This is a genomic window from Streptomyces sp. NPDC005722 (assembly GCF_040630935.1).
Classification (GTDB): Bacteria; Actinomycetota; Actinomycetes; order Streptomycetales; family Streptomycetaceae; genus Actinacidiphila.
In genome coordinates this window covers 57,338-80,918 of sequence record NZ_JBEXYN010000035.1, presented here as the reverse complement: position 1 = coordinate 80,918, position 23,581 = coordinate 57,338, and the positions used below count along the sequence as shown (strand labels likewise).

Sequence of the window (23,581 nt, the reverse complement as noted above, 5' to 3'; positions counted from 1 at the left end):
CTCGCCTGCTTCGCGGAGTCAAATGGAAACTGCGAATGTCAACCATTAGAAAAGCGATAGACTGGGCAGCATGAGGACCGAGGAAGCGACCACGAGCGCGGTGCTGCTGGGGGAACCGCTGCCCGTCGAGCTCATGAACACCGTCGCGGTCGAGAACGGCGGCATTGGCGACGCCCTCGCCGACGACGCCGGCGTCTCGGCCTGGCTGCAGGCGGTCGCCGGGCGGCTCCGGGCCGAGACCGGGATCCGTCCTGAGCAACTCGGTGTGGACGACGTGCGCCCTGTGGCCGCGTCCCTGCGTACCCTGCGCGACGCTTTGCGACGGCTGGCTGCGGAGACGACCGAAGACCCCCGTCCGCCCGCCACCGCGCCGGAGTTGGAGCGGCAGAAGGCGATCAGCGCCCTGAACGCGCTTGCCCACGCCTGGCCGGAACTCCTCTGGCCCGCCGACGGGCAGACCTCACGGGTCTACCGCGGCGACAGGTCGCCCGCACGCCTTGCCGTACAGCTCATCGCGCACCAGGCCGTCGAGCTCTTCAGCGGGCCGGACCGCGACCGCCTGCGCCCCTGCCTGGCGCCCAACTGCCTGCTGTTCTTCGTCAAGGATCACCCGCGCCGCCAGTGGTGTTCCCCCGCGTGCGGCAACCGCGAACGCGTCGCCCGCCACTACCGGCGCCACCACGCCGCGCGGTGACCGGCCCCGTGACACATGGGCTCACGGCAGCCAGACCGGGGCTCGAACGTCCTTGTTCCGTAAGGGGCCGGGCTGTTCCGTAACGCCCTGGTGACGGCTCGGATGGACGTATGAGATCACGCCTGTTCCCGCCACGGTTCACCGCCCCGCTGCACGACGCCCGAACGGCGACCTCGATCGGCCGGTGGCTCGGGATCGCCTTCGCGGTGTGCTTCGCCACCGGTCTGATCAGCCATCTGCTGCAGCATCCGCCCGGCTGGGCGGCAGGCGACCTGCCGAGCCGTCCGGTGTGGGGTTACCGGCTGACGCAAGGGTTGCACGTCGCTTCGGGCATCGCCGCGGTCCCGCTGCTGCTGGCGAAGTTGTGGACGGTGTACCCGCGGTTGTTCTCCTGGCCTCCGGTGAGGTCGTTGCGGCACGCCCTGGAACGGTTCTCGGTGGCCGTGCTGGTGGCCGCCGCCCTGTTCGAACTCGCCACCGGCCTCCTGAACACCGCGCAGTGGTATCCGTGGCCGTTCTCCTTCGTACCGGTCCACTACGCCGTGGCCTGGCTGGCGGCCGGATCGGTCCTGCTGCACATCGCGGTCAAGGCGCCGGAGATCCGGGACCACTGGAGCCGGCGGTCTCCGGGAACCCTGACCCTGCCCGAGGAGGACGGTCCCGGCCGCCGCTCACTGCTCGCCGCGGTGGCGACAGCGGTCGGCGCGGTCACCGTGACCACCGTGGGACAGTCCTTCACCCCGCTGAAGGGTCTCGTCCTGCTGGCACCACGCCATCCGGACCACGGCCCGCAGGGCCTGCCGGTCAACCGCACCGCCGTCGCGGCCGGAGTCGGACCGGTCACGGCCGACCGCTACCGCCTGACGGTCGTCGGGCCGCGGCCGTACACGCTGACACTCGACGAGCTGAGGGGCCTGCGGCAGCACGAGGCCGAGCTGCCGATCGCCTGCGTGGAAGGCTGGAGCACGTCGGCCCACTGGCAGGGCGTGCGGATCGCGGACCTCCTGGACCTCGCGGGTGCCCCGCCGCACGCCGGGGTACGGGTGATTTCCCTGGAACGCCGGGGCGGCTACCGGGTCTCCGAGATGGGACACACGTACGCGCGCGACCCGCTGACCCTGCTCGCCCTGCGCCTCAACGGTGCGGAGCTCACCCCGGACCACGGCTATCCCGCTCGCCTGATCGCCCCGAACCGGCCGGGTGTGCTGCAGACCAAGTGGGTCGGCCGGCTGGAGGTGCTGGCGTGAGGGCGGGGGTGACACGGTGGCTCACGGGCGCGGTCGGTGTGCTGCTCGCCGGAGTGGGCGTCCGCCTGCTGGCGGGGGTGACCGACCTGCCGGGCGTCCTGCTCTGGCTCGGCGGCGCGGTGGTGCTGCACGACGCGCTGGTCGCACCGCTGGTGCTGCTGATCGGCCGGGCGCTGGTCCGTGGGGGCCCTCGCGGGCCCGTCCGCGCGGCGTTGCTGGTCGGCGGCGCCCTGACCGTGGTCGCCCTGCCGGTGGTGCTCCGCCCTGGGCAACCGGCCAACCCTTCGGTCCTGCCGCTGGACTACCCGCGCAACTGGCTGGTCACGCTGGCTGCCGTGGCAGTGGTCACGATCCTCGTGGTGACCGTGCGGGGTGCCCGCCGCCGTCGGCGGTGAATGGCGGCGGGAAGGCTTACGAAAGGCTGACGTGACGGCGTCGCTCGGCCGCACGGCCGGCCGGCGGCCGTACGGTCGGATCATGTTGATCCTGGTCACCGGAGGTGCGGGCTTCATCGGCTCGCACGTCGTCACCGCCCTCACCGGCGCCGGGCACGAGGTGCGCGTGCTCGACGCGCTGCTGCCCGCCGCGCACCGCACGCCCCCGCCGGTCCCCGCGGGGGTGGACTGGCGGCACGCGGACGTCCGCGACGCGGAGGCGGTGTCCGACGCCCTGCGGGGCGTGGACGCCGTCTGCCACCAGGCGGCAATGGTCGGCCTGGGCAAGGACTTCGCCGACGCACCCGCCTATGTGGGCTGCAACGACCTGGGCACCGCGGTGCTCCTGGCCGGCATGGCCGAGGCCGGAATCGGGTCGCTGCTGCTGGCGAGTTCGATGGTGGTCTACGGCGAGGGACGGTACGAGTGCCCGTCGCACGGCGTCGTGGGTCCCGGACCGCGCAAGGTGGCGGACCTGCGCGCGGGACGCTTCGAACCACCGTGTCCACGGTGCGGCGAACCACTGGCGCCCGGGCTGGTGGCCGAGGACGCACCGCTCGACCCCCGCAACGTGTACGCCGCCACCAAGCTGACGCAGGAGCACCTCGCCTCGGCGTGGGCGCGCGCGGTGGGCGGACGCGTCACCGCGTTGCGGTACCACAACGTGTACGGGCCGGGGATGCCGCGCGACACCCCGTACGCGGGGGTCGCCTCGCTGTTCCGGTCGGCGCTGGAGCGCGGTGAGGCGCCGCGGGTGTTCGAGGACGGCGGCCAGCGGCGTGACTTCGTCCACGTCCGGGACGTGGCCGGGGCCAACCTCGCCGCCCTGGAGCAGCTGCCGGGGCTGCCCGAGGGGGCCGAGCGAACGTACAACGTCGGCAGCGGTGAGCCGCACACGGTCGGGGAGATGGCCGCCGCCCTGGCAGGGGCGCACGGCACCAAGACACCGGTGGTCACGGGTGAGTACCGGCTCGGCGACGTCCGCCACATCACCGCCTCCTCGCGCAGGCTGCGCGAGGAACTGGGCTGGCGGCCGCGGGTCGTGTTCGCGCAGGGGATGGCGGAGTTCGCGACGGCGCCGCTGCGGCACGGCTGACCCGTCCGGACGACCGGGCGGGCTTCCGGGGAGCGGGCGGCGACTCAGACCGCGGCGGGCAGGCGGACCTCGAACCGGCAGCCGCCGGGGACGTTGCACACCGCGGCCCGGCCCCTGTGCGCCTCCACGATCCCGCGCACGATCGCCAGGCCCAGCCCCGCTCCGGCGGGCGGGGTCCGTGCGTCGGTGCCGCGCCAGCCGGTGTCGAAGACCCGGGGCAGGTCCTCCACGGGAATGCCGCCGCAGCCGTCCGTCACCGACACCACGACGCTGTCCGCCTCCCGGCGGGCCGACACCGCGATCGTGCCGTCGGCAGGGGTCCGGTGGATCGCGTTGACGAGCAGGTTGGCCAGCACCCTGGACATCTCGCGGCCGTCGACCTCGACCGGGACCGGTTCGACGCCGTCCCCGACGATCCGCACGCCGTGCTCCTTCGCCAGTGCGGCCGCGCCCGCGAGCGCGTCGCCGACGAGGTCGTAGACCGACACGCGGGTGGTGTGCAGCGCGAGGACGCCGGCCTGGATGCGGGAGAGCTCGAAGAGGTCGCCGACCATGCCGCTCATGCGCTCGACCTCCGTGCGGATGCGGGCGTGGTAGACGGCCGGGTCCTCGACCATGCCGTCCTCCAGGGCCTCGGTCATGGCCTGCAGTCCGGCCAGCGGCGTGCGAAGGTCGTGGGAGATCCAGGCGACCAGTTCGCGGCGGGAGTCCTCCAGGGCCCTCTCGCGCTCCCTGGACGCCGCGAGCTTCGCACTGGTGGCGGCCAGTTCACGACCGAGTTCGGCCAGTTCGGCGGTGGGCGCGGCGGCGGGCGGGGTGAAACCGCCGCCGTCGCCGAGGGCCCGGGTGGCCTCGGCCAGGGCCCGGCTGCCGCGGACCACACCGCGTCCGAGCGTCAGTGCCACCGCCAGTGAGACCGCCGCGGCGATCGAGCAGACCATGGTCACGACCCACAGGTCGTGGTCGGACAGGAACATGGCCCAGGACACCAGCATGGTTCCGGCGAGCATCGCGGCGACCGTGACGACGGCCACCACCGCCAGCGACAGGGCGACCGAGCGGTTGCGCAGCAGCCGGAGGACGCCCGTGCCCAGCAGGCCCGCACCGGCCGCGCCGATGGCCGCGTAGACCACGATGAGAAGGGTGTCATGCACCATCGCGGGCTCCCTCGTCCGCCGCCGGCGGGTCGAACCGGTAGCCGACGCCCCACACCGTGCTGATCAGGAGGGGGTGAGCGGGATCGCTCTCGACCTTCTCGCGCAGCCGTCGCACGTGGACGGTGACGGTCGACAGGTCCCCGAACTCCCAGCCCCACACGCGGCGCATCAGCTCCTCCCGGCTCGTCGCGCGGCCGGGATTGCGCAGGAAGAACTCCAGCAGGTCGAACTCACGGATCGTCAGGGAGAGCTCGACGCCGTGGCGGACGACGCGGCGGGCGCCGGGATCCAGGACGAGGGGACCGGCGCGCAGCCCTGATCCGTCCGGGACCCGGGTCGTCCGGTCTCCCGTACGGCGCAGTACCGACTCCACCCTGAGCACGAGTTCCCGGGGGCTGAAGGGCTTCGTGACGTAGTCGTCGGCGCCGACTTCCAGGCCGAGGACGCGGTCCTCCTCGTCGCCGCGTGCCGTCAGCATGATCACGGGGACCGGTCCGTCGTCGCGGATGCGGCGGCAGACCTCCAGGCCGTCCATGCCGGGGAGCATGAGGTCCAGGACCACGAGGTCGGGCGGTCGCGCGGCGGCCCGGGCCACGGCGGAGGGTCCGTCGGGGGCCACGTCCACGTCGAAGCCCGCGCGGTTCAGGTAGCCGGCCACGACCTCGGCCACGGTGGCGTCGTCGTCCACGACGAGTACGTGCTTCACGTCGTCGAGTCTCGCACCCGGTCTTCGGCCGACCGCGGGAGCGCCGGCGGACGTCAGCGATCCGTAAGACAGCGGAATCCCTTTTGCGGCTTTTACGCCCGTAGGGTGAGTCGGGTGATCGAGACATCCCCTTCTCCGTCCGTCCCGGTGGACGTGGTGCTGCCCTGCCTCGACGAGGCCGAGGCCCTGCCGTGGGTGCTGGACCGCGTCCCCGAGGGCTGGCGCGCGATCGTCGTCGACAACGGCTCCACCGACTGCTCGGCGGACATCGCCCGGGCCCTCGGGGCCCACGTCGTCCACGCGCCACAGCGTGGTTTCGGTGCCGCGTGTCATGCGGGACTCACCGCTGCGACGGCCGACGTCGTCTGCTTCTGCGACTGCGACGCCTCCCTCGACCCCTCGTTGCTGCCCTCCGTCGCCGGACCCGTCCTGGCCGGCACCGCCGACCTCGTCCTCGGCCGGCGCAGGCCCGTCACGCGAGGCGCGTGGCCCCCGCACGCCCGGCTGGCCAACCTGGAACTGGCCCGGCTGGTCCGCCGGCGCACCGGCCTGCGCCTCCACGACCTCGGACCGATGCGCGCCGCCCGCCGCGAGTCCCTGCTCGCCCTGGACCTGACCGACCGCCGCTCCGGCTACCCCCTGCAGATGGTGGTCCGTGCCGCCGACGCGGGATGGCGGGTGGAGGAGACGGACGTGCCGTACCTTCCGCGCACGGGCCGCTCCAAGGTCACCGGCACCTGGCGCGGCACCTGGCAGGCGGTCCGGGACATGCGTTCCGTGCTCGCCGAACCTCCCGCAAGCGAACCTCCCGCCGCCGGACCGGCGACCGCGGAAACCGCACGTGGGACGGCGCGATGAGCCCCCGTCAGCCGGCCGCGAGCCACGCCACGCTGCTGGTCATCGCCAAGGAACCCGTGCCGGGACGGGTCAAGACACGGCTCACTCCCCCGTACACGCCCCGGGAGGCCGCCGCACTCGCGGAGGCGGCACTCGCCGACACGTTGCGCACGGTGCTCAGGGCCCCTGCCCGCCGCCGGGTCCTCGTCCTCGACGGTGCTCCCGGGCCATGGCTGCCGCCCGGCATCGACGTCGTCCGCCAGGAGAGCGGCGGCCTGGACGAGAGGATCGCCGCCGCCTTCGCCCTCTGCCACCGCGGACCGGCCCTCCTCGTCGGCATGGACACCCCGCAACTGACCGTGGAACTCCTCGCGGAGGCCGGACGCGACGGCCACGACGCCTGGTTCGGGCCGGCCGCGGACGGAGGCTTCTGGGCACTGGGCTTCGCCGAACCAGGGCGCGCCGCGGCCCTCGTGCGCGGCGTGCCGATGTCCACGGACCGCACCGGTGCGACGCAGCGGCGCCGGCTCGTCGAGGCCGGGCTCAGCGTGCGCGACCTGCCGGTGCTGCGTGACGTGGACACAGGCCCGGACGCAGCCGAGGTCGCCGCCTGCTGCCCGCCCGGCTCGCACTTCGCCGCGACGCTGAACTCGCTCGCGGGGGCGGGCCGGTGAGCGGCACGGCAGGCAGCCCGGACCCCGTCCTCGCCGAGCCGGCGACGCGGCCCGCGGCCCGTTGGAGAACCCGGAAGCCGGAGCGGCCCGGCGGCCTCCCCGTAGGGCCCCGTCCGGTCGGGCAGCAGCCGGTGCAGCCGGGCGAGCCGTGGACGGACGACCCCTACGCCCACGCCCTGCGCACCGGCCGGGGCCCGCTCTTCCTGCGCCACCTGTCGGCCCCCGGCGCACCGGACGGCACTGCGGGGGCAGGGCAACTGCTGCCGCTGGACGTGGAGCGCTGGTGCGCTCCCGCCGACGCCGCCGACACCAGCGTGCTGGACCGGTGCACCGGCCCCGTCCTCGACGTCGGCTGCGGACCGGGACGGCTGGTCGCCGCCCTCGCCGCGCGCCGGGTGCGGGCACTCGGCGTGGACGTGAGCCAGGCCGCCGTGGCCCGGACCCGGCAGCACGGCGGGTCCGCCGTACGCCGTTCCGTCTTCGACCGCCTGCCAGGGGAGGGCCGCTGGGGCAGCGTCCTGCTGATGGACGGCAACATCGGCATCGGCGGCGACCCGCCCGCCCTCCTCACCCGCCTTCACGCCCTGGTCGCGCCCGGTGGGCGCCTTCTGGCGGAGGCCGCGCCCCACGACCGGGACGAGCGCCTCACCGTACGGGTCGAGGACGCCGGAGGCCGGCACGGCCGTCCGTTTGCCTGGGCCCGCCTCGGCACCACGGCACTGCTGCGCACCGCCCGGGCGACGGGCTGGGTCCCGGCCGCCCGGTGGACCTGCGAGGACCGCTCGTTCGTGGAACTGCGCCGCGCCGGCGGGCCCCCGAGGACCACAGGGAGGACCGACGCGCATGAGTGACGCCACCGCCGCACACCACCGGTCCCCTCAGCCGCCGACCTTCCCGCCCGTGGCATCCGTGGAGCGCGCGCCGGCCCGCGTCCGCACCATCGCCGTCGCGGTGCTCCTCGCCGCACTGACCGCGGTCGTCGTCGGCACCCTGCGCGCAGGCGACAGCCGGAGCGACCCGGGCCGCATACTGGCCGGATACGCCGTCGCCTGGGCGCTGTTCGCCGCCTCGGCATGGGCCGTCCGCAAGGTCCCGGCACGCGCCGCCACGGCGCTCGTCCTCGCCGGGGCGGCCGCCGTGGCACTGGCCGGGATGGCCGCCGCACCCCGCACCAGCACCGACATGTACCGCTACGCATGGGACGGCCGTGTCCAGGCCGCCGGGATCTCCCCGTACGCCCGTCCTCCCGCCGCGCGCGAACTCACCGGACTGCGTGACGACTGGCTGTTCCCCACCACGGGATCCTGCCGGGGCTGGGGGCTGACCCGGACGGACAGCGGCTCGTGCACCCGCATCAACCGGCCCGACGTGCCGACCGTCTACCCGCCCGTGGCCGAAGGCTGGTTCGCCGCCGTCCATTTCCTCACTCCGTCCGGCAGCCGCCACAAGCCGCTCCAAGCGGGCGGTGCCGTACTGGCGTTCACGACCACCGTCGCCCTGCTGGCGGTGCTGCGCAGGCGCGGTGACCCCCGCCGGGCCCCGGCGCTCGCCGCCCTGTGGGCGTGGTGCCCGGCCGTCCCCTTCGAAGCGGTGAACAACGCCCACATCGACACCCTCGGTGTCCTGCTCACCGTGCTCGCCCTCGGTACCGCCGGCGCCGGGGCCCGGCGCGGCGCGCTCCTCGGTGCCGCCGTCGCCGTGAAGGTGCTGCCCTTGGTGACACTGCCCGGCGCGCTGTCCGGGGAGCGCGGTCCGGCGCGCATCGCGCGCACCGTGGCGGCGACGGTCGCCGTGGTCGCGCTCACCTACCTGCCGTACGTCGCCGCGTCCGGCGCGGGCGTCCTGGGCTATCTGCCCGGCTACCTGCGGGAGGAGGGCTACGAACCCGGTGACGTGCACCGCTTCGCGCTGTTGCGTCTGCTGCTGCCGGACGCCGCCGCGGGAGCGGTCGTCCTTGTGCTCCTGGCTCTGCTGGCCCTGCACGTGTGGTGGCGTGGCGACCCGGCCCGCCCATGGCGCGGTGCCCTCGCGCTGACCGGTACCGCACTGCTGCTGGTGTCGCCCAACTACCCCTGGTACGCGCTGCTCGTCGTCGGTCTCGTCGCGCTGGACGGCCGCTGGGAGTGGCTGTCCGTCACCCTCGCCGGCACCCTCCTCTACCTCGGGGGCGGCCTGCTGCCCGGCATCCCCCTTCAGACGTGCGCGTACGGTGCGGCCGCCGTGTGCGTCGTGGCCGGGGCCTGGCTCCGCGCCGGCCCGGGGCGACGGTTCCCGCACGGACGCCGGGGCGCGATTCACCATTCCCCCACACATGCGGAGATGAAAGCCAAACCTCGGTAGCTGCGGTCACCGGAATTTCCGCACAGCCCGGAACCGCGTTCGCGAAGCCGCACTTCCCGGCGGACGGAACGCGCACCGACAGCCGCTCTTTCGGGCGCGCCGACGGCCCCAACCGCCGTGCACATCACCAGGATGGGTGATATCCACGCCCACCGTGACCCCCGGGCAATCCGCCGGTCGTCACGTGAATGCGGTAATCGAACCGCCCCGCACACCATCACGTGAACCCTTCATTGACGCGTTACCGAACGGACGTCGAGACTCCCTTTCCGGTAAAGGACATTGCGAGAGGCAGCCATGAAGTCGTTCGTGCACAGAGGACAGATCACGAAAGTGGTCTTCGGCAGCGGAACGCGCAGGGAGCTCGCCGACGAGGTCAGGGCACTGGAGTGCGGCCGGGCCCTGGTGCTGTGCACCCCCGGGCAGACCGGCCAGGCCGGTGAGGTGGCCGGGCTCCTCGGTGCCCTCACCGCCGGCGTCTTCGACCAGGCGGCCGCCCACACGCCCGTGGCGGTAACGGAGAAGGCGGTCGAAGCGGCACGGGCCACCCGCGCGGACTGCCTGGTCGCCGTGGGCGGCGGCTCGACCATCGGCCTCGGCAAGGCCGTCGCGCTGCGCACCGGGCTGCCGCACCTCGCCCTCCCCACGACGTACGCCGGTTCGGAGATGACCCCGATCCTGGGCGAGACCCAGGGCGGCGTGAAGACCACCCGGCGGCTGCCGGAGATCCTGCTCGACACGGTCGTGTACGACATCGACCTCACCCTCACCCTGCCGCCGCACGTCGCCGCCGTCAGCGGCATCAACGCGATGGCCCACGCCGTGGAGGCCCTGTACGGCCAGGACGGCGACCCGCTCGCCTTCCTCACCGCGGGCGAGGCCCTGGACGCCCTGGCCGCGGCGCTGCCGGCGATCCTGCGCGATCCCGCCGACACCGGGGCCCGCGCCACGGCGTTGTACGGTGCCTGGCTCGCGGGGAGCTGCCTGGGCACGGTCGGCATGGCCCTGCACCACAAGGTGTGCCACGTCCTGGGCGGCTCCTTCGACCTCCCGCACGCGCAGACGCACGCCGTCGTGCTGCCCCACGTCATCGCGTACAACGCCCCGGCGGCCGGGGCGGCGATGGCCCGGATCGGGCGGGCGCTGCCCGGGCCGGACCCCGCCCGCGCGGTCCTCGACTTCGCGGCCGGCGTCGGCGCCCCCCGCGCGCTGCGCGACCTGGGCATGCCCGAGTCGGGCATCGCCGAGGCGGCGGACCTGATCGTCCGCGACGGCTACTGGAACCCGCGGCCGGTGCACCGGGACGCCGTGCACGACCTCCTCCGACGCGCCTGGGCGGGCGAACCGCCGCTCCGGGCCGCCTCCGACCAGCCCCACGACCCGACGGGAGCCCGTCATGCGTGACCTCACCGACTCCACCATCACGGAGGCCGTGGCCTCCACCGTCCGCGACGCGAAGGACGCCCGCCTCGCCGGCATCCTCGAGGCCCTGGTCCGCCACGCGCACGACTTCGTCCGTGAGACCGGTCTGACCGAGGACGAGTGGGCGCGCGGTGTCGACTTCCTCACCCGGACGGGCCTGAAGTGCACGGCCACCAGGCAGGAGTTCATCCTGCTCTCCGACGTACTGGGGATCACGATGCTCGTCGACGCCCTCGGCAACCGGCGCGCCGCGGGATCGACGCAGAACAGCGTCCTCGGCCCCTTCTTCCGGGACGACCGTCCGCGGGCGGCCGACGGCGCGGACATCTCCGAGGGACTGCCCGGCACGCCCTTCTTCTTCGAGGGCCTGGTCACCGGCACCGACGGCGCGCCGGTGGCGGACGCCGCGGTCGACGTGTGGCACAGCGACGCGGACGGCCACTACGACGTGGACGTCCCCGGCCTGTCCGACCCCGCCATGCGGGCCCTGCTGCGCAGCGACGGCGAGGGCCGCTTCCGGTTCCGCTCCATCCGCCCGTCGAGCTACCCCATCCCGGACGACGGACCGGTGGGCGAACTGATGCGGGCCACCGGCCGGTCCGTGATGCGGCCGGCGCACCTGCACGTCGTGGTCGCCGCCGAGGGCTTCCAGCGCGTGACCACCATGCTGTTCCCCGCCGACGACCCGTACCTGGACCAGGACCCGGTCTTCGGCGTCAAGCAGTCTCTGGTGTCGGAGTACGCGAGCCACCCGGCCGGCACCGGCCCGTACGGCACGCGGACCGATGAGCCGTACACGCTGCTGCGTCACACCTTCGTGCTCGAGCCGGGACGGTCGGCTCATGACCCCCGGCCTTCCTGACCGGCGGCCACCGGCCCCGCCCGGCCAGCCCGAACGTCCCGAACCGCCGGGCCTGCCCGGCCTGCCCGGCCTGCCGGCGCACGTCGTCCCGCGGCCACGGGTGACCCGCCGTATCCTCCAGGCGCTCGCCGGGCATCCGGTGCTGGTCGTCGCGGCCTCCGCCGGCGCGGGCAAGACCACCGCGGTGCTCCAGGCGGCGCGGGCCCTGCCGGGGCCGGCCGCCTGGATCCCGTTGGGCGGCCTCGGCGCCGGCGACACCACCGCCGGGGCGTTCCGCGACCGCCTGGCGCGGGCGGTGCCCGCCACCCGGGTGGGGCCGCCCGTGCTCGTCGTCGACGGTCTGGAACACCTCGCGGGCCACCCGGCGGCCGAGGACGCGCTCACCGCACTCGTCCTGCAACCGCCCCCGGGGACGCGGCTGGTGCTCGTCTCCCGGGCGGAGCCACCGCACGGCGTGGGCGGGCTCGGCGACGTCCACCGGGTGGCCTTCCTCGACGACGCCGATCTCGCCTTCGACGTCTCCGAGGCCGCCCGGGCCCTGCGGCCCGCCGGCCTGGAGGAGCAGGCGAGGTTCCGGGTGCGGGCCGTCGAGGGCTGGGCCACCGGTGTCCTGCACGACTGGTGGGCCACCGGACCCGCTACCGGCGCCGGCCGGCTCGACCTCCTCTGCACGGACCTGCTGCGGCAGCTCACCGGGGACGAGGTGGCGCTGCTGGTCGCCACCAGCGTGCTGGACGAGGTGACCGCCGAGTCCGCCAACGCGCTCGGGCTGTCCGGGCCGGACCGGGTCCTGGCCACCCTGCGGCGACGCCGGCTGCCGCTGACCTGGTCCCCCGACGGCACCCGCGTGCGGATACTGCCGTGCTTCCGCGGGTACCTGCGCCGGCGCGCCGACGCCATGGACGCCGGCGCCCGACGCGAGCTGAGACGCCGTCACGCCCGGTTGCTGGAAACGGCGGGCCGTCACGAGGAGGCCGTGACGGAGCTGTTGATGGCCGGGGATTCGGCGGCGGCTCGGCGCGCCGCCGAGCAGGTCCTGCCCGGTGTCCTGGAGCGGCTGGACCTGGCGACGGCGGAGAGCTGGCTCGACCGGATGCGCCCGGTGCCCGGGCCGCCCGCCCCGGGGCTGGCCTCCGCGGCGCTGCGCGTGGCGTTCGGCCGCGAGCAGTGCTGGCGGGGGCTGCAACTGGCCGACCTCCACGGGGTGTCCTGGTGGGGGCGGCTGCCGGGGCAACCCGGCGGCAGTGAGGACCTGGCGCTCCTGGTGTGGTGCTTCTGGCACGCGGGCAGGACCGACGAGGCCCGGCGGATGCTGCGCGTCATGCCCCCCGGACGCCACCGCGACATCGCCGCCGCCCTCCTCTCCCTGGCGGACGGCACCCCCCTCACGACGCTCCCGGACCCGCGGGCCGACGCCTCGGGCCCCGTCGAGGTCATGCTGATACGGATCGCCTACATGGCCGGGCGGCTCGCCCAGTTGCAGGGCGATCCCGCTCCGCGCGGTGCCTGGCACCGGGCGACCGGTGCGCCCTGGACGGTCGCGGCGCTGCGGGCGACGGGACGCATCTCCCGGGCCGGCGAGCTGTACGCGTCCCTCGGTGAAGGTCCCCGGCCGGTGTGGCTCACGGCCATCGACGACGTCGAACTCATGGCCGACCTCGGGCGACATGAGGAGGCCTGGGCCGCGCTGACGGCCGGACGCCCGGCCGTCGCGGCCACCGGATCACGCGTGTACGGGATCCTGAGCCTGCTGCTGGAGGCCAAACTCGCCCTGCGTCTCGACGGCGACCTCGCACGGGCCACCCGGGCCCTGACCGAGGCCGCCCACCGCGGCAGCACCCGCTACGCCTTCACCGCGGACCTGGCGGCCACGTGGAGCGGACTGCAGCTCCTCCTGGCGGGCCGGGACCAGGAGGCGGCCCACCGGCTCGCCGCCGCGGTGGCCGCCATGACCACGGGCGACCGGCTGCTGGAACTGCCCACCGCCGCCGTCTACTTGAGCGAGGCCATGTGGCGCGCCGGTGACGCGGCGGCCGCGGACGCCGCGGCCGACCTCGCCCTGGGCGTGGCGAACGCCCGGGGCGGACGCCATCTGCTGCTGCAGGCACTGGACGACGTGCCGGCGGTCGCCGTGCGCAGGGCCGACGCCGAGCCCTCGCACTCCTCGCCGTGGCACGCGCTGGTGGCGGCACTGTCCGCCGGCCGGGCGGCGCTGCGCGCCCCCGTCCCACCGCGGCTGGTCCTCGAGGAGTTCGGGACGGTGCGGCTGTCCGCCGACGGGCGGGAGGTCCGGCCGCGCCTGGCCAAGAGCACCGAACTGCTGGCGTTCCTGCTGGACGGACCGGCCGCCGGCGCACGGCGCGCGGCGCTGCTGGCCGCCCTGTTCCCAGGGCGGAGCGACGCGACGGGGCGCAGCTACCTGCGGCAGGCGGTGTACCGGCTGCGGGAGGTGCTGCCCGAGGGCGTGGCGCTCGTGCAGGAGGCGGACGTCTACCGGCTGACGCCCGAGGCGTCCGTGGCGGGGTCCTCGGGTTCCTTCGAGCGCCTGCTGGCCGAGGCCGGCCGGCAGGACGGCGAACACCGGTTCCGCACCCTGCTGGAGGCGCTGCGGACGGCGGGGAGCGGCCCGTACTTCGAGGGCGTCTCCACCCCGTGGCTGGACGCCCGCCGCGAGGCGCTGACGGCGGCGTTCACCCAGGCGCAGGCCGACGCGGCCGCGGTCGCCCTGCGCCTGGGCCGGATCCGCGAGACACGGGAACTCGCGGGAGCGGCGCTGGAACGTGATCCCTACCGTGAGCAGGCCTGGCGGCTGGCGCTCGCGGGCGCCGAGGCGGCCGGGGACGACGACGGTCTCCTCGAGCTGTACCGGGGCTACCGGCGGGCGATGGCCGATCTCGGCGTACGTCCTTCGGAGGAGATGCGGCGCCTGGTCGAAAGGCTGCGCCGGTGAGGCGTGAACCCCGGGTCTCCGCTCGGTTTCCCCCGCATTAACAGGTGGCGGCGCACAGTTCACCACGTCCACCAGGGCTCGGCTCACTCCCTCCCGGAGGTCTCCCATGACTGAAACCCTCGACCTGTCCGTCGCCTTCCGCTCCACGATGGGACGCCTGGCGACCGGGGTCAGCGTCATCACCACCCGGACCGCCAGCGCGCCCGTGGGCATGACGGCCAGCGCGGTCTCCGCGCTGTCGCTGGACCCGCTGCAGCTGATCGTGTGCGTCGGCAACCACCTGTTCACCCGCACCGCCATAGCCGAGCACGGGCGCTTCGCCGTCAACGTCCTCGGTGAGGACTGCGAGGACCTGGCCCGCACCTTCGCCGCTCCGGTGCCCGACCGCTTCGCCGGGGTGGCCGTCGACGAGGAGCACGGCGTGCCGGTGCTCAGGGACGCCATCGCCTCGGTGGTCTGTGACGTCTCCGAGGCCCTGCCCGGCGGCGACCACACCATCTTCGTCGGCGACGTGCGCCACTTCGGGCACAAGAGCCAGGCCCGTCCGCTGCTCTACTTCGCCGGCGGGTTCGGCGCGTTGGGCTAGGCCGTCGCCCCGATCCCGCCTCCGATCCCCCCGGTGCCCGGTGCCGTGTCGTGCCCGCCGGGCACCGGGGACCCACCTCGACCGACCGGCCACGACGGGAGGCCACGTGCAGACCATCGCGCCCTACCGGCTCCATCCGCCCGCGCCGCCACGGCGGTTCGTGCCCCGGCCACGCCTGCTGCGGCACCTCGACGCCGCGGCGGAGCCCGTGGTCGTCGTGTCGGCTCCGCCGGGCGCCGGGAAGACCGTGCTGCTCGCCGACTGGGCACGGGCCCGCCGGGCCCGTGACGGGCAGGTGGCGTGGCTGGCCCTGGACGGGTACGACAACACCCCGGCACGGCTCTGGGCCGGCGTCCTCGCGGCGCTGCGCCCGCTCCGCCCCGGGCTGCCCGCTCCCCCACCCGCCGGGGCATGGTCCCTGGAGGTCTGGGTCGACGACCTGCTCCCCCGCGTCCTGGGGGCGCTGGCGGAGGGGGCGCCCCCGGCCCTGGTGCTGGACGGCGTGGACCGGCTCACCGACCAGGCGACCCTGCGCTGTCTGGGGGACTTCGTGACCGCGCTGCCCGAGGGCGTACGGGTCGTGCTGGCGACCCGTCACCTCCCCGGTGCGCCGGTCCCGGCGCTGCGCGCCCGCGGGCTCACGGCCGACGTCGGCGCGGACGCGCTGCGTTTCACCCACCAGGAGGCGGCCGCCCTGCTGGCGGGTCCGCACGGCGGCCCGCCGGACGAGCGGACGCTGCGCGAGCTGTACCACCTGACCGAGGGGTGGGCGGCGGGCCTGTGCCTCATGGGGCGGACCACCGCCGGGGCGGCGGCGACCGACGGGGCCCGCGCCGTCGCCGACTACCTCGGCACGGAGGTCGTCGACCGGCTCACCACCGAACAGCGCCGCTTCCTGCTGCGGACCTGCGTCCTGGACGAACTCGGACCCGAGTCCTGCCGTGCCGTCACCGGCAGCGACCGCGCCGGGGTGCTGCTGCGGGACCTCGCGCGGACCGTCCAGCTGCTCGTGCCCTCCGCCGGTGCCCGGGGGACCTACCGGCACCACCGGGCGCTGCGCCCGGTGCTGACCGAGTTGCTGGACGCCGAGCAGCCCGGCGGGGCCGCGGCGCTGCACCGGGCGGCCGCCCTCTGGTACCGAGGGCGGCAGGAGACGGCTTCCGCCGTACGGCACTTCGTCCGGGCCGGGGACGTCACCGGGGCGGTCATGAGCGTCCTCGACGCCTGGGAGGAGGCGCTGGCCTCGGGCCGGTCCGCGGACGTGGCGCGTTGGCTGGACACGCTGCCGGACCGCGCGGTCCGCGCCGATGCCCGGCTGTGCGTCGTGGCGGCGATGACCGCGCTGTGCGAGGGCGACCCCGGGACGGCCGAGCGCCGGCTCGACGCGGCGAGCGCCGGGACGCACCGGCCGGGCACTGTGGGCGAAGTGGGACCAGTAGCGGCGGCCGTGGCGCACGCCCTCGTCCGCTGCCTGCGGGGGGAGGCACCGGCCGGGGTCGGGCCCGTGGACGTCGACGGTCCCTGGCCCACCACCTGGCGGGCGCTGGCCTGCGTCGCCCAGGGCACCGCGCTGCTGTGGCAGGGCCGTACGCAGGAGGCGGACACCCGCCTGGCCGAAGCCGTACGCCACGCCCACGGCGCCCGGCACACGCTGGTGCTGGTCCGCGCCCTCGGCTCGCGCGCCCTGTGCGCGTACCTGACCGGGCATGCGGAACGGGCACGCACCCTGGTGGAGCAGGCGCTGGACACGGCGCGCGCCGAGGGACTCACCGGCCACTTCTCCGCCGCGCCCGCCCATCTGTGCCGGGCGGGACTGCTCCTGGAGGACCGGGCCGGCACCGAGGCTGCCGAAGCCCTGGCCCGCGCCATGACGGCGCTCACGGCGACCGTCCACGGCGGCGAGCCGCATCTGCGGGCCCTGGCCGCCGTCATCGCGTCGGGTCTGCCGCGCGGCCTTCGCGGTACCGCTCCCCCGCCCCTTCCGGAGGGAGTCGATGCCGTCCCGGCAGTCCTCCGCGGACTGCTCGAACGCCTGCGCCCGGCCCGGCCCGCCCCGGCCGCCCAGCTGCCGTCGCCGCCGGGGCGGGACCTGTCGCCCGGAGAACGCCGCGTCCTGCGCGCGTTGTGCGGTCCTCTGACGCTGCGGGAGATCGCCGCCGAGCTGCACGTGTCACGCAACACGGTGAAGACACAGGTCAGCGCGGTCTTCCGGAAGCTCGGCACGCACAACCGCAGCGAAGCGGTGGCCCGGGCCCGGGAGTGCGGCATGCTGCGTCCCGGGCCCGGCACCCCCTACGAGGCGTCCTGCCGGCGGGCGTAGTCCGCCTGGGCCGTGTACGCGGTGTCCTGCTCCTCGGCGGGGCCGTCGATGCCGCACACCTTCCGTGCGAGGTCGGCGATCGGCCCGCTCGGGGACAGTTCCGCGCGCTTCATGGTGAGCGTGCGGATCGCCAGCAGCGGGGTGCCGTTGAAGTTCTCGAACGTGCTGATGCGGTCGCCCCAGTCGGACAGGAACAGGTCGCGGATCACCCGGCTGATCTTCAGCCGGTCGTGCGGCCTGCCGACCGGGCCGGTCTGCAGCGCCTCCAGCCAGGGCCGCAGCTCCGGACGCTGCCACTGCCCCTCGGTGGGGAAGATCAGCGACGCCCGGCCGGCCAGGTCGATCACCTCGTTGACCATGCGGGCGATGTTCTCCAGGTAGTACGCCCGGCCGTAGTCGAACATCAGGACGTTCGGCTTGTACAGACCGCCGGGAGTGGTGAAGCCCTCGTCCTCGCAGGCGAGCACGTGGGCCTTCAGCGTCTGGTGGAAGCCGGCGAACTGCGATATGCGCGCCTGCACGGGCGGCAGCTGGTACGTGCCGATGTGCTCGGTGATGAGCAGGGTGAGTCCCAGCATCAGCTCCGCGCGCACCATCTGCCGCACCAGCGCCTGGTAGTGCAGCCAGTCGAAGACGCGCTGCGGGTAGAGCGCGGCGTGCTGGGGGTTGCCGACGTGGAACACCCGGTCCCAGGGGATCAGCACGTCCTCGAAGAGGATGACGCTGTCGAGCTCGTCGCCCTGCGAGGCCAGCGGGTGCTCGACGTCCTCGCCGTCGCGGACGTTGCTCTCCCGGCAGATGATGGTGACGCCGGGCGCGTTGGGCGGGACCGCGCCGAAGATGACCTGCTCCGGCTGGATGCCCGGCCGGTAGAACACCCCGATGTGGATCCAGTCGCCGAAGGCCGCACCCGTGCCGATCGCCTTCACGCCCCGCACGGTGATGCCCTCGTCCGAGGTGGCCACCACGCGCAGCGCGGGCGAGTCCGCCTGCGCGGACTCGCGGGAGCGGTCGGTCTGCGGGTCCACGAACGCCGGCGTCGCGTTCAGGTCGCCGTCCCGGACCACGCGCCAGAAGTCGCGGATGCCCTCGGTGAGGTCGCGGCCGCCGGTGCCCACCGCCTGGCTGCTCCACGGCTCGGGATCGTCGATGTACGTCAGCAGGACGTAGTTGTTGACGTCGGGGGTGCGCGGGGTGGCGCCACCGCCGAGCTCGCGCAGCACGGTCTCGATGTAGCGGCGCTTGCGCTTCAGGTCGTCCTTGCTGCGGTGTTGGAACCACGTCATGGACCGGCGCACGCCGTCCTCGTCCACGAACGTCATGACGTCCTCGAGGTCCGGGCGGTGGTGCAGGTCGTAGAACTCGGCGATCCGCCGGGTGTACGCCCTGGTCCTCGGGTGCGTGGCGACGTTGTCGACGAGTTCGTCGCCCACCCACAGCTTCCGGCCGTCGTCGAGCGCCGCCAGGTATTCCTTGCCTGTACGCACGTCGTGCTCCTTTCCGTGACATGTGATCCGGTCGGGACGCAGCCTGCGTCCCGACCGGGTGAGCGCGAGCCCTGCCGCCCGGCTTCACCCGGGTGAAACCGCCGGTCACAGGCCCTCCGCCGTTGAGGAGGCCAAGGCCGTGCGGCACGATTGCGGCATGCACGATGCGGTCTCCCGGACGACGCGCTCCCCCCGCCTGAGGGGCCGCGAGGAAGAGATCGCCGCCCTGCGCGCGGCCATGGACGGGGTGCTCGGCGGGGAGGGCACGTGCGTGCTCGTGGAGGGCGCGTCCGGCACCGGCAAGAGCGGACTGCTGACCCACCTGGGTGAGCTGGCCGCCGTGGCCGGGTTCGACGTCCTGTGGGTACGGGCCGACGAACTCGACCGCTACGCCCCGCCGGCCGCGCTGTACTCGGCGGTGCACGGGCACGGGCCCGCCGCCGTCTCCCGCCCGCTCCCCGGCACCGCGGGCGACCGGCGGCTGTGGCTGCTTGACGGCATCACCGACGCCCTGGAGGAACGTGGGCAGCGCTCGCCCGTGGCGGTGCTCGTCGACGACGCCCAATGGGCGGACCCGGCGACCCTGTTCGCCCTGCGGACCCTGCCGGGGCGGCTGGCCGCCTCCCGGGTCCTGTGGGTGGTCTGCGTCCGTTCGGGCACCGAACGGGCCGACGTCACCCGCGTGATCCGCACGCTGCGCGACCGCGGGGCACGCGCACTGACCCTCGGGCCGCTCCCTCCGGAGGCACTGCGCCACCTGGCCGCGGACGTCCTGGGGGCGGAACCGGCCCCCGCCCTGACCCGGCTGCTGGACGGCAGCGCGGGCAACCCCTTCCTCGCCATCGAACTGCTGCGTTCGCTGCGGGACGCCGACGCGCTCGCCGTCGACGGCGGCACGGCCACCGCCCTGACCCAGGAGGTGCCCGCCGGATTCCGGCGCAGCGTCCGCGAGCGCCTGGAGCGGCTCCCCGACGACGCACGGCATCTGCTGCGGATCGGCTCGGTCCTGGGCCGGGCGTTCGACCTCGGCACCGCCGCCCGGATGCTCGGCAGGCCGGCGGGCGCGCTGCTGTCCGCCGTGGACGGCGTCATGGACGCCCAGTTGCTGGTCGAGGCGGGCCGGCGGTTCGCGTTCCGGCACGACCTGATCCGGCAGGCCGTGCACGACGACCTCCCGCTGCCGGTGCGTGTGGCCCTGCACCGGGAGGCGGCCGAGGCCCTGCGGGAGGGCGGCGGGGACCGGGCGGAGATCGCCTGGCACCTGGTCCTCGCCGGAGGCACGATCGACGACGCGTCCGTGCGCACCCTGACCACCGCGGTACGGGAGCTGGCGCGGACCGCCCCCGGGTCCGCCGCCGACCTCGCACGCCAGGCGGCGGAGCTGCTGCCCGCGCACGACCCGCGGCGGGTCGACCTGCGCACCGACGCCGCGGAACTGCTCGGCTGGACCCGGCGGGTCAGCGAGGCGCTCGAGCTGGTCGAGGACGCCATCGCCGACGGCCCGGCACCTGCCCAGGAGGCCGCGCTGCGGCTGGTCGGCGGCGAGATCCACCAGGCGGCGGGCGACGACGCGGCGGCGATGACCCATCTGGAGCGGGCCCTGGAGCTTCCCGGCCTGCCCGAGGACCTGCGCGTGCGGCTGCTCAAGGCCAAGGCGACCGCGCACATCCAACGCCGCGAGATCACGGCCGCCGAGGAGACGGACACCGGGCTGGTCGAGACCGCCTACCGCAGCGCCGATCCGGCGGTCGTCGTCAGCGCCATGGTCTTCCAGTCGCAGACGGCCTTCTACCGCGGCCGGCTGGGCCGCGCCCTCGAACTCGCCGAGCACGCCACCGGGCGCGCCGCCACGACCACCGACGGCCTGCGGCTGCGGCCGCCGCGCATCCCGGCGCTGTGGCTCTCCGTCGTCCTGCTGTCCACCGACCGCCTGGAGGAGACCGCCCGCATCCTGCGCGAGGGCCAGCGCGCCGCCGAGTCCCTCGGGCTCGGCTGGTCACTGCCCCACTGGCACGCCTGCCGGGCCGTCGCCCTGCTGGAGCGCGGCGCCCTGGACGACGCGGCCGTGGAGGCCGAGGCCTGCCTCACCGTCGCCGGGGAGCTCGAGACGTCCCGTGCGGTACCACTGGCCCGCGCCGTCCTGGCCCTGGTCGACACCGCCCGCGGCGACGTCACCCGGGCCGGGGCCCATCTGCGCGCCGGGGCGGCGGCCACGACCGGCGGCACACCCTACGGCCCGTGGACGGCGCTCGCCCGTGCCCGAGTGCTGCAGGCCCAGGGCCGGGACGCGCCCGCCGCCGAGGCGCTGGGCGCCTTCCACGCCGGGGACCGCACGGCCTGGCTCCTCTCCCTGCCCCCCGGCCACTGGCCGGCGCTGGCCCGCACGGCGCTGCGGGGCGGGGACCGGACGGGTGCCGAGGCGGTGGCGGCGGTCGTACGTGCCGTGGCCGAGGAGAACGGCGGCCAGGACGTCGTGCTCGCCGTACGCGACCACGTCGACGGGCTCCTGCGCGAGGACCCGGTGGCCCTGCGGGCGGCCGTCACCCGGCTGCGCGCCGGGGGCCGGCCCGCGGCACTGGCCGCGGCCCACGAGGACCTGGGGACCGTCCTGTCCGCGGCGCAAGGCGGCGGCGACGAAGCGGTCGCGGCGCTGGAGGAGGCGGCACGGCTCACCGCTGCGAGCGGGGCCGTCCACGACCACGAGCGGGTCCGCCGTCTCCTGCGGGACCTCGGGGTGCGCGCCTCCGGCACGCCCCGCCGCGCGACCGCCGTCTCCGGCTGGGAGAGCCTCACCGAGTCCGAGCTGAAGGTGGTGCCGCTCGTCGCGGAAGGACTCACCAACCGGGCCGTCGCCGACCGGCTCTACGTGTCCGTCCACACCGTCAACACCCATCTGAAGCACGTCTTCACCAAGCTCGGCATCAACACCCGCGTGGAACTGACCCGGTGGGTGATGGAGCGGGACGGCGCCGGCGCCGACGGCACCTGACGCCGCGCACCGCCGAGATCCCTTGAATGGGCGATGCCCGCCCATGGCACCCCTCCCGATGCTGGTCGGGGGGCCAGGCCACCGGTCCGGTGGCCGCCCCGCTCGGTTCCGGGAGGGGTGACGATGACGACCGCACGCGGATACCGCGGCTCTCTCCGGAGCGTCGTGGCGGCAGGCGCGGCACCCCACGGCTACACCCTGGCGCTGTGGGCGGCCACCGCCGTCACCGTGTCCGCACGGGGCACACCGTCCGCCACGCAGGCGCTGGCGCTGCTCACCGGCGCCACGCTCACGTACGTCACGGTCGGGGCCGCCGCCAACGGCGGGCCCGGGCGGCCACTGGCCGGCTCGGGGCCTCCGGCCGGGCCCGTGTGGGCGGCGCTGCACCTCCCCACGGCCGCCTCCGGTGCGGCGCTCAGCGCACTGCTGGCGCATGCCGTGTCCGGTCACCTGCTGTGGGGGCTGGTGGGGGCCGTCGCCACCGGGGTGTACCTGCTCGGCGCGAGCGCCCAGTTCCGGTGGGCCGGCGCCGGCCGGCGGCCCTCGCCCCCGTCACCCCCCGCCCCCGGAACGCCCGTTCCGAACCTACCGACCGCACCGACCCGAGGAACCGCCATGACGCTCGTACTCGACCCCGCCGCACAGGACCTGCTCTTCCGTGAGGCACGCACCGCCAACACCTTCACCGACGCCCCGGTCACCGACGAGCAGGTCCAGGAGATCTACGACCTCGTCAAGTACGGCCCGACCTCCATGAACCAGCAGCCGCTGCGGATGCTCCTGGTCCGTTCCGAGGACGCCCGCGCCCGTCTGGTGCGGCACATGGCCGAGGGCAACAGGAAGAAGACCGAGTCGGCACCGCTGGTCGCCCTGCTGGCGGCCGACAACGAGTTCCATGAGCGACTGCCGTCCGTCTTCCCGCACTTCCCGCAGGCCAAGGACGTGTTCTTCGCCGAGCGCACGGTGCGTGAGCGGTCCGCGGCCCTGAACGCCGCCCTGCAGGTGGGCTACTTCATCGTCGGCGTCCGCGCGGCGGGCCTCGCCGCGGGCCCGATGACCGGGTTCGACGCCCAGGCGATCGACAAGGAGTTCTTCCCCGGCGGCGACCACTCCGTCCTCGCCGTCGTCAACATCGGCAACCCGGGGACGGACGCGTGGTTCACCCGCAACCCGCGGCTCGCCTACGACGAGGTCGTCACCACCGTCTGACGGCGGACGCCGGCGAGGCCGCGCTCAAGCCCCCGGGACCCGTCCCGGGGGTGCGGTGCCCCCCGGCCACGTCACCGTCAGCGAACCCCCCACCGGCAGGGCGTGCCAGCGGTCGGCGTGGGCGTCGAACGCGACGACGATCCGGTCGACCACCGCGGGGACGTCGGCGGCCGTCATGTACGCGGGTAGCTCACGCGCGTGGCCGCGCCGGACCTCCCACACCCGCAGGGCGACGTCGGCCAGCTGCTCCGAACGGGCCATGTCCGCCTGGGCCCGCGGCGAGGGCTTCACCGGCCTGGACTTGTGGCGCCGGGCGGCCTTGGCGCGCTCCTCGGGGTCGGCGGGCCAGAACAGGCCGTTGTCCCCGGCGGCCAGCCGTCCGTAGACGCCCAGCCCGATGCCCGCCTCCGTCTCGACCAGGAAGTGCACCAGGTCGTGCGGGAGGTACGGGTGCCCGCCGGGCCCGCCTCGCGGGGCGAGTGCGGCCCCGGTCTCGCGGTGCACGGCGATGCCGTAGCTCGTACCGGGGCCCTTGGTGAAGACGACGCGCATGCCCGGAACGATAGGAGCC

Annotated in this window: 19 protein-coding genes; 15 read left to right on the top strand and 4 right to left on the bottom strand. The window is 74.9% G+C overall.

Going from position 1 to position 23,581, the window contains the following annotated elements; translation table 11 throughout:
* Window positions 1-70: 70 nt before the first annotated feature.
* From ABZ479_RS30770 to ABZ479_RS30755, 4 genes are all read left to right on the top strand, one after another.
* The gene (locus ABZ479_RS30770; RefSeq protein WP_500464616.1) at window positions 71-694 is read left to right on the top strand and encodes a CGNR zinc finger domain-containing protein; all 624 of its coding nucleotides are present in this window, start codon (window positions 71-73) and stop codon (window positions 692-694) included.
* Window positions 695-804: 110 nt separating this feature from the next.
* The gene (locus ABZ479_RS30765) at window positions 805-1,941 is read left to right on the top strand and encodes a molybdopterin-dependent oxidoreductase (protein ID WP_500464615.1); all 1,137 of its coding nucleotides are present in this window, start codon (window positions 805-807) and stop codon (window positions 1,939-1,941) included.
* Window positions 1,942-1,949: 8 nt separating this feature from the next.
* Complete coding sequence (locus tag ABZ479_RS30760) at window positions 1,950-2,336, top strand: hypothetical protein (RefSeq protein ID WP_500464614.1); 387 nt, start codon at window positions 1,950-1,952, stop codon at window positions 2,334-2,336.
* An 82-nt stretch (window positions 2,337-2,418) separates the two neighbouring features.
* Complete coding sequence (locus tag ABZ479_RS30755; RefSeq protein WP_500464613.1) at window positions 2,419-3,471, top strand: NAD-dependent epimerase/dehydratase family protein; 1,053 nt, start codon at window positions 2,419-2,421, stop codon at window positions 3,469-3,471.
* A gap of 44 nt (window positions 3,472-3,515) precedes the next feature.
* Here the strand turns inward: ABZ479_RS30755 and ABZ479_RS30750 are convergent, their stop codons facing one another.
* Both ABZ479_RS30750 and ABZ479_RS30745 read right to left on the bottom strand, forming a co-directional pair.
* Window positions 3,516-4,628, bottom strand: coding sequence for a sensor histidine kinase (locus tag ABZ479_RS30750; RefSeq protein ID WP_500464612.1), 1,113 nt, complete (start codon window positions 4,626-4,628; stop codon window positions 3,516-3,518).
* Window positions 4,618-5,334, bottom strand: coding sequence for a response regulator transcription factor (locus ABZ479_RS30745; RefSeq protein WP_500464611.1), 717 nt, complete (start codon window positions 5,332-5,334; stop codon window positions 4,618-4,620). Before ABZ479_RS30745 ends, ABZ479_RS30750 begins: the two co-directional genes overlap by 11 nt.
* Window positions 5,335-5,451: 117 nt before the next feature.
* Between ABZ479_RS30745 and ABZ479_RS30740 the strand changes: the two genes are divergently transcribed.
* The 9 genes from ABZ479_RS30740 to ABZ479_RS30700 all read left to right on the top strand — a co-directional run bounded on the left by ABZ479_RS30740 (window position 5,452) and on the right by ABZ479_RS30700 (window position 17,325).
* Window positions 5,452-6,192, top strand: coding sequence for a glycosyltransferase family 2 protein (locus ABZ479_RS30740; protein WP_500464626.1), 741 nt, complete (start codon window positions 5,452-5,454; stop codon window positions 6,190-6,192).
* Window positions 6,189-6,845: a TIGR04282 family arsenosugar biosynthesis glycosyltransferase gene (locus tag ABZ479_RS30735; RefSeq protein ID WP_500464610.1), complete on the top strand. Its 657-nt coding sequence runs from the start codon at window positions 6,189-6,191 to the stop codon at window positions 6,843-6,845. Before ABZ479_RS30740 ends, ABZ479_RS30735 begins: the two co-directional genes overlap by 4 nt.
* Entirely contained in the window at window positions 6,842-7,696 is an 855-nt protein-coding gene (locus ABZ479_RS30730; protein WP_500464609.1) for a methyltransferase domain-containing protein, read from the top strand. Before ABZ479_RS30735 ends, ABZ479_RS30730 begins: the two co-directional genes overlap by 4 nt.
* On the top strand, window positions 7,689-9,185 hold the full coding sequence (locus ABZ479_RS30725) for a glycosyltransferase 87 family protein (protein ID WP_500464608.1): 1,497 nt from the start codon (window positions 7,689-7,691) through the stop codon (window positions 9,183-9,185). Before ABZ479_RS30730 ends, ABZ479_RS30725 begins: the two co-directional genes overlap by 8 nt.
* Before the next feature lie 309 nt (window positions 9,186-9,494).
* Window positions 9,495-10,589 (top strand): maleylacetate reductase, encoded by a 1,095-nt coding sequence (locus ABZ479_RS30720; protein WP_500464607.1) that lies wholly within the window; start codon window positions 9,495-9,497, stop codon window positions 10,587-10,589.
* Window positions 10,582-11,469, top strand: coding sequence for a dioxygenase family protein (locus ABZ479_RS30715; RefSeq protein WP_500464606.1), 888 nt, complete (start codon window positions 10,582-10,584; stop codon window positions 11,467-11,469). The genes ABZ479_RS30720 and ABZ479_RS30715 overlap by 8 nt, the downstream gene beginning before the upstream one ends.
* Window positions 11,450-14,419, top strand: a complete 2,970-nt coding sequence (locus ABZ479_RS30710) for an AfsR/SARP family transcriptional regulator (protein ID WP_500464605.1) — start codon at window positions 11,450-11,452, stop codon at window positions 14,417-14,419. The genes ABZ479_RS30715 and ABZ479_RS30710 overlap by 20 nt, the downstream gene beginning before the upstream one ends.
* 106 nt (window positions 14,420-14,525) lie before the next feature.
* Window positions 14,526-15,005: a flavin reductase family protein gene (locus tag ABZ479_RS30705; RefSeq protein WP_500464604.1), complete on the top strand. Its 480-nt coding sequence runs from the start codon at window positions 14,526-14,528 to the stop codon at window positions 15,003-15,005.
* 106 nt (window positions 15,006-15,111) lie between these two features.
* Entirely contained in the window at window positions 15,112-17,325 is a 2,214-nt protein-coding gene (locus tag ABZ479_RS30700; RefSeq protein ID WP_500464603.1) for a winged helix-turn-helix domain-containing protein, read from the top strand.
* Here ABZ479_RS30700 and ABZ479_RS30695 read toward each other — a convergent pair.
* Window positions 17,298-18,812: a 4-hydroxyphenylacetate 3-hydroxylase family protein gene (locus ABZ479_RS30695; RefSeq protein ID WP_500464602.1), complete on the bottom strand. Its 1,515-nt coding sequence runs from the start codon at window positions 18,810-18,812 to the stop codon at window positions 17,298-17,300. The two genes, ABZ479_RS30700 and ABZ479_RS30695, sit on opposite strands and share 28 nt — an antisense overlap.
* Window positions 18,813-18,969: 157 nt before the next feature.
* Between ABZ479_RS30695 and ABZ479_RS30690 the strand changes: the two genes are divergently transcribed.
* Window positions 18,970-21,801, top strand: coding sequence for a helix-turn-helix transcriptional regulator (locus tag ABZ479_RS30690; protein WP_500464601.1), 2,832 nt, complete (start codon window positions 18,970-18,972; stop codon window positions 21,799-21,801).
* Window positions 21,802-22,416: 615 nt separating this feature from the next.
* Entirely contained in the window at window positions 22,417-23,010 is a 594-nt protein-coding gene (locus ABZ479_RS30685; protein ID WP_500464625.1) for a malonic semialdehyde reductase, read from the top strand.
* Between the two features lie 24 nt (window positions 23,011-23,034).
* On the opposite strand, the gene ABZ479_RS30680 is transcribed toward ABZ479_RS30685, so the two are convergent.
* Window positions 23,035-23,562 carry a hypothetical protein gene (locus ABZ479_RS30680; protein ID WP_500464600.1) on the bottom strand — a complete coding sequence of 176 codons (528 nt, stop codon included), beginning with the start codon at window positions 23,560-23,562 and terminating at the stop codon, window positions 23,035-23,037.
* Window positions 23,563-23,581: the final 19 nt, after the last annotated feature.